This window comes from Methylosinus sp. RM1 (assembly GCF_011378635.1).
In the GTDB taxonomy this organism is placed as follows: Bacteria; Pseudomonadota; Alphaproteobacteria; order Rhizobiales; family Beijerinckiaceae; genus Methylosinus; species Methylosinus sporium.
In genome coordinates this window covers 164608-179551 of sequence record NZ_WOVC01000004.1, presented here as the reverse complement: position 1 = coordinate 179551, position 14944 = coordinate 164608, and the positions used below count along the sequence as shown (strand labels likewise).

12 protein-coding genes, 1 tRNA gene and 1 pseudogene are annotated in these 14944 nt (G+C 64.2%); 8 read left to right on the top strand and 6 right to left on the bottom strand.

Annotated elements, in window-relative coordinates; translation table 11 throughout:
• Nucleotides 1–135 precede the first annotated feature (135 nt).
• The gene (locus tag FMZ75_RS04205; RefSeq protein ID WP_166141426.1) at nucleotides 136–1065 is read right to left on the bottom strand and encodes a toll/interleukin-1 receptor domain-containing protein; all 930 of its coding nucleotides are present in this window, start codon (nucleotides 1063–1065) and stop codon (nucleotides 136–138) included.
• Between the two features lie 187 nt (nucleotides 1066–1252).
• On the opposite strand from FMZ75_RS04205, the gene FMZ75_RS04200 reads away from it, so the two are divergent.
• A complete protein-coding gene (locus FMZ75_RS04200; protein WP_166141425.1) occupies nucleotides 1253–1483 on the top strand; it encodes a hypothetical protein in 231 nt (76 codons plus the stop codon).
• Nucleotides 1483–2199, top strand: coding sequence for a tetratricopeptide repeat protein (locus tag FMZ75_RS04195; RefSeq protein ID WP_166141424.1), 717 nt, complete (start codon nucleotides 1483–1485; stop codon nucleotides 2197–2199). Before FMZ75_RS04200 ends, FMZ75_RS04195 begins: the two co-directional genes overlap by 1 nt.
• Nucleotides 2200–2216: 17 nt before the next feature.
• On the opposite strand, the gene FMZ75_RS04190 is transcribed toward FMZ75_RS04195, so the two are convergent.
• From FMZ75_RS04190 to FMZ75_RS04180, 4 genes and pseudogenes are all read right to left on the bottom strand, one after another.
• Nucleotides 2217–2996 carry a metallophosphoesterase gene (locus FMZ75_RS04190; RefSeq protein WP_370464664.1) on the bottom strand — a complete coding sequence of 260 codons (780 nt, stop codon included), beginning with the start codon at nucleotides 2994–2996 and terminating at the stop codon, nucleotides 2217–2219.
• Nucleotides 2993–4459, bottom strand: a complete 1467-nt coding sequence (locus tag FMZ75_RS04185; RefSeq protein WP_166141423.1) for a site-specific integrase — start codon at nucleotides 4457–4459, stop codon at nucleotides 2993–2995. Before FMZ75_RS04185 ends, FMZ75_RS04190 begins: the two co-directional genes overlap by 4 nt.
• A gap of 87 nt (nucleotides 4460–4546) precedes the next feature.
• A pseudogene (locus tag FMZ75_RS22110) lies at nucleotides 4547–4714 on the bottom strand (DUF6538 domain-containing protein); the annotation flags it as partial.
• A 99-nt stretch (nucleotides 4715–4813) separates the two neighbouring features.
• Nucleotides 4814–4903: transfer RNA gene (locus tag FMZ75_RS04180), tRNA-Ser, on the bottom strand.
• 458 nt (nucleotides 4904–5361) lie between these two features.
• On the opposite strand from FMZ75_RS04180, the gene FMZ75_RS04175 reads away from it, so the two are divergent.
• From FMZ75_RS04175 to FMZ75_RS04150, 6 genes are all read left to right on the top strand, one after another.
• Nucleotides 5362–6759 carry a M23 family metallopeptidase gene (locus tag FMZ75_RS04175; RefSeq protein WP_166141422.1) on the top strand — a complete coding sequence of 466 codons (1398 nt, stop codon included), beginning with the start codon at nucleotides 5362–5364 and terminating at the stop codon, nucleotides 6757–6759.
• Between the two features lie 80 nt (nucleotides 6760–6839).
• A complete protein-coding gene (locus FMZ75_RS04170; RefSeq protein ID WP_166141421.1) occupies nucleotides 6840–8654 on the top strand; it encodes an ABC-F family ATP-binding cassette domain-containing protein in 1815 nt (604 codons plus the stop codon).
• Nucleotides 8655–9033: 379 nt separating this feature from the next.
• The gene (gene rpiA, locus FMZ75_RS04165; RefSeq protein WP_255461782.1) at nucleotides 9034–9741 is read left to right on the top strand and encodes a ribose-5-phosphate isomerase RpiA; all 708 of its coding nucleotides are present in this window, start codon (nucleotides 9034–9036) and stop codon (nucleotides 9739–9741) included.
• A 48-nt stretch (nucleotides 9742–9789) separates the two neighbouring features.
• Entirely contained in the window at nucleotides 9790–10341 is a 552-nt protein-coding gene (locus FMZ75_RS04160) for a DUF2059 domain-containing protein (protein WP_142862724.1), read from the top strand.
• A gap of 92 nt (nucleotides 10342–10433) precedes the next feature.
• Nucleotides 10434–11801: a glutathione-disulfide reductase gene (gor, locus tag FMZ75_RS04155; RefSeq protein ID WP_166141420.1), complete on the top strand. Its 1368-nt coding sequence runs from the start codon at nucleotides 10434–10436 to the stop codon at nucleotides 11799–11801.
• Between the two features lie 98 nt (nucleotides 11802–11899).
• Nucleotides 11900–12262: a cupin domain-containing protein gene (locus tag FMZ75_RS04150; protein WP_108915332.1), complete on the top strand. Its 363-nt coding sequence runs from the start codon at nucleotides 11900–11902 to the stop codon at nucleotides 12260–12262.
• Nucleotides 12263–12407: 145 nt separating this feature from the next.
• Here FMZ75_RS04150 and FMZ75_RS04145 read toward each other — a convergent pair whose 3' ends face one another.
• Nucleotides 12408–14912: a TonB-dependent receptor gene (locus FMZ75_RS04145; RefSeq protein ID WP_166141419.1), complete on the bottom strand. Its 2505-nt coding sequence runs from the start codon at nucleotides 14910–14912 to the stop codon at nucleotides 12408–12410.
• Between the last annotated feature and the right edge of the window lie 32 nt (nucleotides 14913–14944).

Sequence of the window (14944 nt, the reverse complement as noted above, 5' to 3'; positions counted from 1 at the left end):
GTTGAACACGATCTTGCCAAAAGCGATTAACGTCAAGAATCTCCTCACGTCCGCTCACGGTTAACCGCCGAGACCCAGTAGCATCAAGTCTTGACTCAGCCAACCCTGCATTCTGGTGTAAGTTATTGAATATATTTATATATTGCCATTTTTTAGTGTGGCTTTTTGGTTTGCATAACTATTGAATTCGACACACTCTGAAAAATGAGAGGTTTGAATAACCTTGTATTTCGGTTTCTCGTATTTGTCATATGAGCCGCGGCTCGTTGGGTAGCCACTAAGTCCAGAAAAAAAGCGTGACTCATCAAACAACGCAACTTCTGGGCATGTTCCGCTAACAAAGAAATTGTTGGCGCCACCAACCAAGTAAGCTTCCTCTCCTTGCATCGGCAGCATGGGGCCGTGATCGTCCTGAATTGGGAAACCCAAACCATCACAATTCGAAACGATTTCAAATGTGCGTTTCCTCCTCCCGCAACGATCCAGAATTGGACATCTGAATGGCAAACAAAGTTCCCGTGATCGCTTGAAGTAGTCTTCTTTTCTATACATCGTGATATCAGCGGAGATTGCGGTAATCAGATCAGGCATGCCATTGTCGGAAGCTGTAATTGTCGGCTTCACAGCGGATGTGCGTGGCAGGGCGTCCCGGATCTTCTGAACGACATCCAAAAACGCCTCGTCGAGGTCCGGCCACGACTGTATCGGTTTACCGTCTCTCGGGGCGGCAAGGAGCCTGCCGAAGGGGGCGTGAAGCCAGTCACAATGGCGCAGGATGACCGGGATGACACGAGCCTCTCCAGCCTCATTGCGCTCCATCGCTCGACTCATCTCGACATCGTAGCAATAGTTGGAGGCAAGGAAGTCGGGCGAAACCAAAAGCAATATGATATCGGCCCGATTGAGTTCCGCGTCGATGCTGCCAGCGAACTCCTCGCCCGCAGTGACGCGACGGTCGTGCCACGTCTCGATCGCACCCTGCCGCGTCAACAATGACAGATGAACTCCCAAGCGATCACGGAGCGCCTCGTCGGCGTGACAGTAGGAGAAGAACAAACGAGCCAAGGAAATTTCCTATGCTGAGCGTCTGTCGCGCGACAGTCTCTATAAGGTTCTTACCGAAAGCGACAACGGTCAAGGAATCGCATGTAAGTCAACTTCGCCACTTGCGACTCAAACGACAATCCCCACCTTGGCCTTTCAGGGAAGCGGAACGCGACTCGCAAAGGAGGCATCGACGATGGGCGCGGGAATGAAGCATTACTACAATATTTCACACCCCTATTCGGCAACGATCGGATTTCGTCGCGTGAAAAAGCCGAACGGTGAAGTTCGAAATATCCTCGCAATCGTCGCAGAGGACATGCCTCTTCATCCGACCGATTACGGATTTGACCAAGCGAAAGAGGATGCATTGGTCAAGACCGCTGTGAATTGGGCAAAAGGGACCGAATACGACGAAATTCAGATCGAGAGTGACTGATGATTCGGCAATTCGAAAATTTGCAATCCAGCGACGGATATCTGAGTGTGGAACAAATCCGCGCCGCCGCCGTCCGTGGAAGCGCTCATCATCAATGCGAGCTTGCCGTCCGATATCTTTACGGACGAGGAGTTGAGCAGGACCATTCCAAATCCGCTGAATGGTTTCTCAAAGCCGCGCAGCAAGGCGATGTGCAGTCACAGTCCGCAATCGGCGACATGTCCGCGAAAGGCGTCGGCATCCAAAGAAACGTAATCGAGGCATCGACGTGGTGGAGCCAAGCCGAGAAGCAGGGCTACCAGACATTTCGGTGGAGTCACTACGACCGCTGGCTCCTGCCCTCTGCTGAAGACGGTGATCCCGACGCGCAATTCGACATGGCGTTGATCCTGATGGGCGACACGACGTTCAAAATCACGCGTGACCCCCAAAAAGCCGTCGCCTATCTTATGGCAGCGGCGGAGAGGCAGCATCTCTTTGCGATGCACCGTTTGGGGATCGCATATGAAAGAGGACAGGGCGTCGACCGCGACGATGCGTCTGCATGGATGTGGTTCTACGTGGCGGAAAGCAGTGGATTAGAGCAGGCGACGGTCGACCGGCGTCGCGTTGCCTATCGACTGTCGCCGCAGCGTATCGAAGATGCGAAGCGTGAAGCACGGGGACGGTGGGCATCCCATATGATTGTACAGATCTTGGTGATCACCGATTTTTGACCGTCTTGGAGCGGCGCTCACACCTCGACGACAAATCCTTCGCGAAACTCCCCATTGTCGACCGCGCCGCCCCGCGTCCTCGGCCCGTTGCCCTTGGGGTTGCAGACCACGCGGGTGGCGCCGACGCGATAGTCCGACGACGCATGGCAATGGCCGTGGACCCAGCAGGCTGGGCGTCCCCGCTCGATCGTTTCCGAGAGGTCCGAGGCGAACGCCGCGCTCAGGACGCTCTGGGCGTATTTCGCATGGACGGAGCGCGGGTGCGGGGCGTGGTGCGTCACGACGACGGTCGGCCCCGCGAAGGGTGCCGCGAGCGACGCCTCGATGAAGGCGAGGTCGCCCTGGTGGCGTGCGAGGGCGTTGCCCGGAGAGAAGGCCCCGTTGCCCGAGCGGATCAGCCGGTGGTCGTACATGCCGCCGGCGGCAACCTCCATGGCGCGCTTCGGGTCGCCGCCGAGCGCGTAGTCGGTCCAAAGAATCGCGCCCACGAATCTTGCGCCGGCGACGACAGCGACCTCGCGATCGAGCAGCCGCACATTCGTCCCCTCGGCGGCGGCGCGCCCGTCCGCAATCGCGGCGTCGATGTCGCCGCTGAAGAGCTCATGGTTGCCTGGCACGTAGACGACGGGCCGCCCGGAAAGTGCCGGCGCCGCCGCGAGGGTTTCGACGGCGACGCGCGGCGTCTCGGCGATGTCGCCGGCGAACACCGCGACATCGAAAGGCGGCAGCTTGTCGGGCAGCCGCCAATAGGGCCGGTTCTCGAGGTGCAGGTCCGAGAGGACCAGGATCAAGGTCACGAATCTTCCGTCTGCGCCTCCGCCGGCGCGCGCTCGGCCGGCCGCGGCGCGAGGCGCGTGAGGGCCTTCGTCGTCTTCGCGCGCTTCGCGGTTTCCATGCGCTTCTGGCTGGCGCGCTTGGCTGCTTCGGTCACGGGTCTCGGTCCGACGGGCGGGGCGACCGCGAAACGCGGCAGCATCTTGATGGCCGCCCACATCGGGTCGAGCGGCATGTCGCCGCCGTATTTCTCGCCCTCCGTGCGCGGCGCGTGACCCTCGATCGCGTCGCGGACCTCGGGATTCATTCCGACGATCCGGGCGAGCCGGTTGAACGTGTGACGCCAGGCGTGGTTCGGCTGGATTTCCTCGTCATCGACGCCGATCACGCGAACCCACTCGGCCATCTTGTCGGCGACCTTGTGGTTCTGCGGGCGGGCCTCGTCGCCCTTGCGGCGCTTCATCGGATCGACGAACAGCGGCCCGGCTCGCTTGCCTTCGACGAAGCGGTGGAAGCCCTGCTCGACGAGATGAGGATGGATGGGGACGTCGCGGGCCTCGCCGGTCTTGATCCGCCGCCCTCCTTTCGGCGTCAGGCGCATGACGAACACGCGCTCATCCCCGATCGTCCGCCAGTAGAAATCCTCCCGGTGGAGCTGGGTGATCTCGTTCACGCGGGCGCCGCTGTAGGCCATGAGCCACGGAACCCAGCGCAGGGCGTCCGCGAACTCCCGCCCGACGCGGGGATCGGGCTCGCGCAGCGTCTCGCTGAGGATCAGCGCGGCCTCGTCGTCGCTGAACGCCGGCGAGCGCGTCCTGCTCTTCTTCGGAACCCTGATCGTGATCTTTTCCGCCGGGTTCTTCTTCAGCCGGCCCTCGGTGACCGCCCAGCCGTAGAAGCTCCGAACGGCGGCCAGATAGCCGTTCTTGATCGTGCCGGCGCCGATTCCCTCGGCGAGCAGTGCCTTCTTCCACGACTGGAGATCGGCCTCCGTCACGCCCGAAAGGTCGGCCGCCCCCATGTGCTCGCCGAGCTTGACGAGCATGCGACGATAGCTGGGAACGGTGCCTGCGCCCCAGCCGGAAGCCGCGGCGCAGGCGTCGAAGTCGTTTTCGACGGTGAGCGGCTCCTTGGCGAGCGGCAGGGTCGGCTCGACCTCCTCCCATTTCGGGAATTCGTCCTCGATCTCGAGGATGCGCTTGCGCGGGTATTTCTTGTTGGCGTTGGCGAGAAGAATCTCGTTGGCGACCCCGCCCGCCCGGATCGCGGCCCGCGCGAGCGGGATCAGACCGGTGTCGGGAATGACGATGTCGCGGGCTTCCAGGAAGCGGCGGACCTCATTGAGATAGTCCGCCAGCAGCGCGCCTGGACGCCTTTTGGGAATTTTCAGGAACTCGTCGCGTTTGATCTTCCGTTCCCATTTGTCGGGCGTCCCGGGATCGCCATCGTGCTGCGCGACGTACCAGCGATAGAATTCGCCCGCCAATCCTTGGATCTGCTTCTGCGTCAGCTCCACTCGCTGGGCGTCGACCGCGGCCTTGCGCTCGACGTAACGCTCATAGACGTCCCACTCCTCGGCGATCTCCGCGGCCTTGGCGACGAAGAGCCGCTTGGCCTCGGTCGGATCCTTCGTTCGAAGGCTGCGATAGAGGATGGTGCATTTGACGAAGGGGCGGAGCCGATTCGGCACGCGCTTGCGGAAATAGAATGTTCCCGACTCGGTTTGCCAAAGAGAGGTCATTCTGGGCGCCATTATATAGTACCGCTGTATAGAAGCGGACGGTGGCAATGCCCTGAATTCTAAGCAACTCTCTGTTAAAGTGCAGTTAAAGCCAGAGATTGGCGGAGAGGGAGGGATTTGAACCCCCGATACGGTTGCCCGTATGCCGCATTTCGAGTGCGGTGCTTTCAACCACTCAGCCACCTCTCCGGAGGCGAAAGCGAGGACTTGCCCCGCTCGCGGCGAAGCGCCCAATAGCACGCGTTCGCCTCGGCGATCAAGGCTCGGCGAAGCGATTGCAGGCAACGAATCCGGGTTAACAACCCGTTGACGTTCCACCGTCATGGCCGGGCTCGTCCCGGCCATCCACGCCGAGACGTTCCGCAATGCTTCATCGAAGCGGATTTGTTCTGCCTGTGTTCGCAGTTCTCCGCGATGTCGCGGCGTGGATGCCCGCGACAAGCGCGGGCATGACGCGGCTGTTAACCAATTGGAAACCTGAATTCGGAGCCCTGTAGAAGCGATTGGACGCTTCTCTTCGTTCGGCCTCGCTCCAGGCCGGCGGCGCAGATTTGCCGATCGTTAACCTTAATGAGGTCTAACGGATCGGCCTGCCTCCCTCGCGCGCTCGCGGCTCTCGCGTGAGGGCGGGCCTCTGGAACATGCGCATGACGCCCAAAGCCAATGAACCGAGACCGCGACGAGAGCGGCGTCCCTTCGTCATCGAATTCTCGCTCGGCGCGCATTCGCGGCGGGTGGAGCTCTCCGCCCCGATTCTGGTCGTCGCCGGCGCGGCGGCGGTCGCCGCGGGGTTGCTGGCGCCTTGCGCGGCCGCCTATCTCGCCTTTCGCGACGACATGCTCGCCGAGCTGGTCGATCGCCAGACTCAGATGCGCTACGCCTATGAGGATCGCTTGGCCGCCATGCGGCTGCGGCTCGATCAGGCGACGAGCCGGCAGTTTCTCGCCCAGGGCGATGTCGAGAGCAAGGTGCAGACCCTGGTCGCCCGCCAGGCCAAGCTGGAGACGCGGGCGGCTCTCGTGGCGCGGCTCGTCGACGGCGTCGCGTCCAAGGAGGGCGGGGTCCCCGTCGCCGCGCCGCGCCGCGCGAGCGTCGTAGCGCCTGCGGGATTGCCGTCCGGCGCCAGCGCCTATGCGCCGGCGCCCGAGGAGCGGCCGGAGCCTTTCGCCAGCTTCGACAAGCCGCAGCCGGAGGGTCTGGAGCTGCGGCTGCGACGCGAGGAGGACGCGCCGGCCAAGTCTACGACCAACTCTTCGGCCGAACGCGGCGGCGCCTCGGCAGCGCTCGCGCCGCAGACCGGCCTCGCCGCCGACGCCGGCCTGCCGATGCAGTCGCGTCTCGCGCATTTGGAGGCCGCTCTCAATCGCGCCGAGCGCGAGCAGACCCAGCGGCTCGGCCGGCTGGTCGAGCCGATTCGGGCGGCGACCGCGAAGCTGCGACGCGCTTTCGATGTCGCCGGCCTGCCGGTCGAGCGCTTTCTTCCCAAGGGCCGCGCCAAGGCCGATGGCCAGAGCTTCGCCGGCGGTCCCTTCGTGCCGGCCGAGCGCAGCGATCTCTTCGAGCGCGAGCTCGGCGCCGCCGAGACCGCCGCCACCACGCTCGAGGGGCTGCGCAGCGCGCTGCCCTGCGTGCCGCTGCGCAAGCCGCTCGCCGGAGCGCCGGAGACCACCTCCGGCTTCGGCTATCGCACCGACCCTTTCTTCGGGCGGGCGGCGCTGCATACGGGCGTCGATCTGCGCGATGATTACGGCTCGCCCGTGCGCGCCACGGCGGGCGGCGTGGTCGTCAACGCCGGGCCGAGCGGCGGCTATGGGCAGATGGTCGAGATCGACCATGGCTCCGGCCTCACAACGCGCTATGCGCATCTCTCGGCCATCACCGTTTCCGTCGGCCAGGAGGTCGCTCCGGGCGAGACGGTCGGGCGGCTGGGCTCGACGGGCCGCTCCACCGGGCCGCATCTGCACTATGAAGTGCGGGTGGACGGCGAGCCGGTCGACCCCTCGCGCTTCCTGCGCGCGGCCTCGACATTGGCGGAGAGCCATTGAGCCGGGCTGGCGTTATGGGGCGAGTGCGATAAAAGACGCGGGGCCGGCCTCGTCCCGCCGGCGCGGACACATCGGACCCCATGGCCCCGCCACCCCTTTTGACGCTCCAGAATGTCGGGCTGACGCTCGGCGGCAAGCCGCTTTTCGAATCGGCCGATCTTTCCGTCTCGCCCGGCGAGCGGCTATGTCTCGTCGGCCGCAATGGCTCGGGCAAATCGACCCTGCTGCGCATCGCCGCCGGCGAGGTGGAGGCGGATTCCGGCGCCCGCTTCCTGCAGCCGGGCGCGAGCCTGCGCTATCTGCCGCAGGAGCCCGATCTCTCGAAATTCGAGACCACGCTGGATTATGTGGTCGCCGGCCTCGGCCCGACCGACGATCCCTATATCGCCAAGGCGCTGCTGCTCGAGCTCGGCCTCACGGGCGAGGAAAATACGCGCAGCCTCTCCGGCGGCGAGGGCCGCCGCGCCGCGCTCGCCCGCATCCTCGCGCCGGAGCCGGACGTGCTGCTGCTGGACGAGCCGACCAACCATCTCGATCTGCCGGCGATTCTCTGGCTCGAGGAGCGGCTCGCCGGGCTGCGCTCGGCGATCGTCATCATCAGCCATGATCGCAGCTTCTTGCAGGATCTGACGCGCTCCACACTCTGGCTCGATCGCGGGCGGACGCGATATTTGTCGCGCGGCTTCAAGGAGTTCGAGGCCTGGCGCGACCGCGAGCTGGAGGAAGAGGAAAAGCAGCAGCACAAGATCGACCGCAAGATCGTCGCGGAGGAGCATTGGCTGCAGCATGGCGTCACCGGCCGCCGCAAGCGCAACCAGAAGCGTCTCTCCGATCTTCACGAGATGCGCGCACGGCGGCGGCGGCATGTCGGGCCGACGGGCGATATCAAGCTCGAGGTCGCCGAGGCGCAGGCCTCCGGCACGCTGGTCGTCGAGGCGCGCGGAATTTCCAAATCCTTCGGCGAGCGCGTGATCGTCGATAATTTCTCGACGCGCGTGCTGCGCGGGGATCGGCTCGGCGTCGTCGGCGCCAATGGAGCCGGCAAGACCACTCTCATCAAGCTGCTGACCGGGACGCTGGCGCCGGACGGCGGCCATGTGCGCCTCGGCGCCGCGGTCGAGATGGCGACGCTGGATCAGAGCCGCGCCAGCCTCGATCCGCAGACGACATTGAAGGACGCGCTGACCGGCGGCGGCTCCGATTTCGTCGAGATCAACGGCCAGCGCAAGCATGTCATCGGCTATATGAAGGACTTCCTGTTCGGAACCGAGCAGGCGCGCACGCCCATCGGCCGGCTCTCCGGCGGCGAGCGCGGGCGACTGCTGCTGGCCCGCGCGCTGGCGCTGCCCTCCAATCTTCTGGTGCTGGACGAGCCGACCAATGACCTCGATCTCGAGACGCTGGATCTCTTGGAGGAGATGCTGGCCGATTATCCCGGCACGCTGATCGTCGTCAGCCATGATCGCGATTTTCTCGATCGCGTCGCCACTTCCGTGCTGATGTCGGAGGGCAATGGCCGCTGGCTCGAATATGCCGGCGGCTATTCCGACATGGTGACGCAGCGCGGCGAGGGCGTGCAGGCGCGAAGCGCCGCCGCCGCCCCGCGCGAGGAGAAGGCGAAAGCGGCGAGCGCGCCGCGGCCGAAATCCGCCGCCAAGCCGCGCCTCTCCTTCGCCGAGCAGCATGCGCTGACGACGCTGCCGGCGAAAATGGAGGAATTGCGCGGCAAGAGGGAGAAGCTGCAGAAGTTTCTCGACGATCCCGGCCTCTATGCGCGCGATCCGGCGAAATTCGCCGAAGCCGGCAAGCTCCTCGCGAAAGTGGAGGAAGATCTCGCCGCCGCCGAGGAGAACTGGCTGGAATTGGAGATCAAGCGGGAGGAAATCGGCGGGTGAGGCGCCTCGCCCCTCCCCTTTAAGGGGCTTGCAGATTCGCATATCTACCAGCTCACCCACCACGTCCTGGCCGGGCTTGTCCCGGCCATCCACGCCAAGGCATTGCGTCTACTGCCTAATTTTGCGCAGCGTCGACGCTCCAGCGCATTCTGACGGAGCGGCGAAGACGCCCGACGCAAGAAGCCGGTATTTGCAGATGGCGGGCGCTTCCAAAGATATCTCCGCCGATTGGCGTGGATGGCCGGGACAAGCCCGGCCAGGACGGCCGCGAATGCGATAGCCTTCAGGCGGAGGGACGCGCTCCTTCCCCGCCGTTGCTTTCGGCCTGCGAAACGACTATCCGCCTTTTCTCCTAATCGACCGACAGAGGACGCCGCCCATGCCCGCCCCTTCCGCCGATGAGCTGAAACGACAGGCGGCCGCCGTGGCCCTCGAGGCCGTCGCGCCGGGAATGCGGCTCGGGCTCGGCACGGGCTCCACGGCGGCGCATTTCGTCGATCTGCTCGGAGCAAAGGTGAAAGCGGGGCTCGACGTGCTCTGCGTTCCCACTTCCGAGCGCACGCGCGCGCAGGCCGCCGCGCTGGGCGTGCCGCTGGCGACGCTGGATGAGGCGCCGGAGCTGGACCTCACCGTCGACGGCGCCGATGAGCTCGACGCGAAAATGCGCCTCATAAAGGGCGGCGGCGGCGCGCTGCTGCGGGAAAAAATCGTCGCTGCGGCGTCGAAACGCTTCATCGTCATCGCCGACGAATCGAAGAAGGTCGAGACGCTCGGCGCCTTTCCGCTGCCGGTGGAGATCGATCCTTTCGGCGCGAAGGCGACGCGGCTGCATGTGGAGCGCGTCGCGCGCGATCTCGGCCTGATCGGGACCGTCGGCCCGCGGCTGAAGCCGGACGGCCATGTTTTCGTCACCGACGGCGGCCATTTGATCCTCGATTGCGCATTCGGCGCGATTTCCGATCCCGACGCGCTGGCGGATCGCCTCTCCGCCATCCCCGGCGTCGTCGAGCACGGTTTGTTCATCGGCCTCGCCACGGCGGTGGTCGTCGCCGGCCGCGACGGCATCACGACGCTGGGCGCGGTGTAACCGAGCGACGCACAGCCGCCGAATTGGTTTCACGAGGAGACGTCCCGAGTGATTTTTCGCCTGACGATCGGTTTCGCCGCGCTCATTCTGGCGACAGCCGCCATCGCCGCCGAGCAGCGGCCCGGCGCCGTCCCTGCGGCGGCCGTCTCGCCGCCCATCGCCTCCGCTCCGACGGTCGCGGCCACGCCGGCGCAACTGGCGTTGGCGCGCACCATCGTCGTCGATTCCGGCATAGCCTCGTCTTTCCGGCTCATCATTCCGCAATATCTCGAGCAGATCGCCCTTTCGGTGACGCGCACGCGGCCCGAAATGGTGCCGGACCTCAATCTCGTGCTCGCCGCCGTGCGGCCGGAATTCGACAAAAAGGTCGAGGAGATGATCGACAGCGCCGCGCAGCTCTACACGCAGCGCTTCTCGCCCAAGGAGCTCGAGGATGTCGCGGCTTTCTTCAAGAGCGCCTCGGGCCGCAAATATGTCGGGATGCAGCCGGTGCTGATGAGCGACATGTTCGTCGCCATGCAGGCGTGGTCGCAGAAGATTTCCGTCGACATGATGACGCGCGTGCGCGAAGAGATGCGCAAGAAGGGCCACGAGCTCTAGCCGCCCCATGAACGGAGAAATCTGGAGCGGGCGAGCTCTGGCGGGACCCGTGCGGGCCTTTCGCCCTCGGGTCGCAGATTCCGGGGTTCGAAATGGCAGAGCATGATTATGATCTCGTCGTCATCGGCGCAGGCTCGGGCGGCGTTCGCGCGGCGCGCATCGCCGCCGGCTATGGCGCGAAAGTCGCCATATGCGAGGAGTTCCGCATCGGCGGAACCTGCGTGATCCGCGGCTGCGTGCCGAAAAAGCTCTATGTGATGGCGAGCCGCTTCCACGATGATTTCGAGGACGCCGCCGGCTTCGGCTGGCGCGTCGGCGAAGTGGCGTTCGACTGGAAGGCGCTGGTCGCCGCCAAGGAGGCGGAGATCACCCGCCTTTCCGGCCTCTATGCGCAAAATCTCGAGAAGGCCGGCGTGGAGGTCATTCGCGAGCGCGGGGTGATCGCCGGGCCGAATGAAGTGTCATTCGCCGGCGGCAAGCGCGTCTCGACGCGTTATATTCTGGTCGCCACCGGCGGCGCGCCGACGTTGCGGCCGGACATTCCGGGCCTCGAGCACGCCATTTCCTCCAATGAGATTTTCGATCTGCCGGAACTGCCGAAGAGCCTGCTCGTCGTCGGCGGCGGCTATATCGCCGTGGAATTCGCCAGCGTCTTCGCGCGGCTCGGCTCCAAGGTCCATTTGTCGCTGCGCGCCGATCTGCCCTTGCGCGGCTTCGACGAGAATCTGCGCCGCCTGCTCGACGAGGGCCTCGTCAATGCGGGCATAGAGATTCACCGCGGCGCTCTGCCGACCGAGCTCGAGAAGACCGCGAGCGGACTCGTCGCGACGCTGCAGAATGGCGCGCGGCTCGACATAGACGCCGCGCTGCTGGCGACCGGCCGCGCGCCACTGACGCAGGGCTTGGGGCTCGAGGCGGCGGGCGTCGCGATGAAGGAGAGCGGCGCGATCATCGTCGACGATTATTCGCGCACCAATGTTCCGTCCATCTACGCCGTCGGCGATGTGACGGATCGCATCAATCTGACGCCCGTCGCCATTCGCGAGGGCCATGCCTTCGCCGATACGGTGTTCGGCGGCAAGGATGTCCGCGTCAGTCACGAGCTGGTGCCGACGGCCGTGTTCACCACGCCGGAGATCGGAACCGTGGGCCTCGGCGAGGCCGAGGCGCATGAGAAATACGGCCGGCTCGAGATCTTCGAGACGAGCTTCCGGCCGATGCGCGCGACTTTGTCGAAGCGCGCGGAAAAAGTCTTCATGAAGATTTTGGTCGAGGCGGCCAGCGATCTCGTCGTCGGCGTGCATATTCTGGGGCCGGAGGCGGGAGAGATGGCGCAGCTTCTCGCCATCGCGCTGCGGCTCGGCGCGCGCAAGGCCGATTTCGACGCCACAATGGCGCTGCATCCGACGCTCGCCGAAGAGCTGGTGACGATGCGCACGCCGAGCCGCATCGTGGAATAGCGTTTCCTGTCGAAGCGGACGCCGGCACGGCGCCGCGACCGCGTTCGAAACGAGCCGATACGAGAACGAACGCCGATTTCCCGAGGAGTTCCCTCATCATGCAGCAAGGCGACATCGCCGCTAAATTTTCGGCGTTTTCGGAGCATTGGAGGCCGAAGGTCATCGCGTCCACGAATGGACAAGAGGTCAAGCTCGCGAAGGTTCAGGGCGTCTTTCCTTGGCATCTTCACGAAGACTGCGAGGAGATGTTCGTCGTCTGGAAGGGACGCTTCCGGGTCGAGTTCAGGGATAAGATCGTCGAGTTGGGGCCGGGGGAATATATCGTCGTCCCGCGCGGCGTCGAACATCGCACAGCCGCAGACGAGGAGGCCGAAATCATCATCTTCGAGCCCGCGGAGACGCGCAATACGGGCAATGTCGTCGATGAGACCTTCACCGCTCCGCAAGGCGTCGTGATTTGATGTCCGCGACCTGTGGGCGAACTGTCATCGACCCGAATCTCTCGTGACGCGTCACGACACCGCATGGGGAATCGTCTCGAGCAGAGGCGCTCGATCCGCGTGACGAGGCGATCCGAGCGTTTCGGATCGCCTCGCTTTTCATCCCCTACTTCACGAAGGACACGTCGAACAGCGGCGGCTCGTCGCCCTCGAAGAATATGCCGCGCTCGCCCTTTTCGCGCCCGAACTCATACTTCGCCGACATCGTGTAGGTGCGCTGTGGGAAGGGGTGGAACAGGAAATATTTGTAGTTGCCGATGTTGTCGACGCCGAAGTCGAAGCTGATGTGCTTGTTCCATTTGTAATGGATCTTCGTGTCGACGACGAAGAAGCGGTCGAAGCTCTGATAGACGCCATGGGCGATGTCGTTATTGGCGAGCGTCGACCACATCTGGCCCTGATAGCGGGCGGCGACGGTGAAGGCCCAATGATCGTCGGGCCGATAGGTCGCCTCCATTGTGGCGCGCCAATCAGGCACATTGGGCACGCGCTTGCCGGCGACAGAGAGCGCCCAATTGTCGTAATTCGTGCCGCCCGAAGGCGCCCATTTGCTGTCGGAAATGACGCGGGCGTTGAGATAGGTCGCGCTGCCGACGAGCTCGAGCCCTTGCACGAGAACATTGTCCTTGCGCGCCGCGACCTCGACGCCGCTGTTGCGGACGCGATCGACATTGGTCGTCTGCGACGCGGTGAAATTCTGCCCGGTGACGAAAGTGCTCTGCGAGATGATCGCGTCGCGCACTTCCTCGTCGAAGAGAGAGACGCGCACCGAGCCGTCCGCGCCGATCTTGCGCTCGACCGCGAGCTCCTTGCTGAGCGCCACTTCCGGCCGCAGATTGGGGTTGGGATTGACCAGCGTGCCCGAGGCGCCGGCGATCGTCGTCAGATTATAGAGCTCCTTGGCGGTCGGGAAGCGATTGGCGAGGCCGATCGAGCCGGTGATCGTCCAATCCTCGTCCGGCGTCCATTGCAACGAGCCCTTGGGCGAGAAGCGCGTATGATTGAGAACGGGCTGATAAGTCGGCAACATGCTGAGCGCCGTGGCCGTCGAGCCGAAGCCATTGGCGTTGATGCTTCCGAGCGATTGATTATAGCCGTCCGACGCGACCCAATGCTCCCAGCGGCCGCCGACGGTGAATTTGAACTCTTTCGATATCCTCCACGCGTCCTGCGCCCATAGGGCCTGGGTGCGGGTCGTGCCTTGGCCGATGGAGGCCGCGACGCCATAGGACGAGGCCATGCCGCTCGTCCAATTGGTGGTGAGCCAGGTGGGATTGTTCAGATGGAACTGATCCCCATGCAGGCCGAAGCTGATGTCGTGGCCCGCGAGCACGCCGTCCGGCCGCAGAATGCCCTTGAGATCGAGCAGCGTCCAATAGGTGCCGTTGTAGCGGACATCCTTGCCGGTCGAGGAATAGCCCACCGGCGCCGCCGTGTAAGGCGAGCGCTGATCGGATTGCAGATAGGTGAAATGCGAGGCGGAGATTTCGAAATCGAAGGGTCCGCCCGTGTTGGATTTCACCGCCAGCGCATTGGTGAGCATCTTCTCCTGCACGCGGTAATAGCCGCTGCCGAAGCTCTGCATCGCCGCGGAGCCGATGCTGCCCGTTCCGCTCGTCGCGCCGAAGGCCTGCAGGCCGCCGGAGACATAGGATTGCGGAATGGAGGTTCCGTCATTGCTCCAGAAGCCGAGCGTGTAGGTCGCGCGGATGGTCGGCGAGAAGTCGTAGGCCAATTTCAGCTTGGCGTTGACCTGATCGTTCTCGAGATTGCCGGAGGAGCCGAGAACGGTGGCCGGCCCGCCGGATTTGGTGTTGCTGAAATAGGCGCCAGGCCAGCCGTAGAGGCTGCTCGACGTCACATAGGTGAGCGGCTGCGTCGTGCCATGGGCGTAATTGCCGGTGAGGAACCAGGAGAAATCGCCGATCTTGTCGCCGACGGAGGCGCTCGTCACCTCGGTGTGGAACAGCTTGCTCGTTCCATAGAGCGAGAAGTCCTGCAGCGAGACGCTCTGCTTGGCGGTGACTTCCAGCTTGTCGGGCATGCGCGTGGTGATCTGCAGCACGCCGCCCATCGAATTGCCCGGATATTGCGCCGAGAACGGCCCGTAGAGCATGTCGACGCGCTCGATCTCCTCCGGCGCGACGAGGCCCCAGCGCGGGGCGCCGATGCTGTTGTCATTGCCGATGAGGGCGGTGAGCAGCAGATCGTCGGCATAGACGAGACTGCGGGCGCTCGACGAGACGCCCCATGTGCGCGTCTGCAGCACGGCCTGTGTGTCGCCGTTGTTGCGTTTGCGCACGAACAGGCTCGGCAGATATTTGACCACGTCTTCCGTGTCGATGACGTTGATCGTCTCGTCGATCTGCTTGCGGGTGATGCTGGCGACAGTGTTCGGCAGAGCGAATTTCTGCACGAAGGCCGGTTTGCCGTCGGGAAGCGTCGGCGACCAGACGGAGGCCGGCGCGGGCCGTGACTGTGTGGGCCGCCCGTCCCCGGCGATGTCGATCGTCGGCAGCGCCTCCTGGGCGCGGGCCGGCGGAAGCGCCGCGGAACAGACGATGAAGAGCGCGCCGGCGGAGACGCCGCGCAGCAAATGATGGCGATGCATATTCGGATATCCTTCCCCTGACGCCCTCGCGA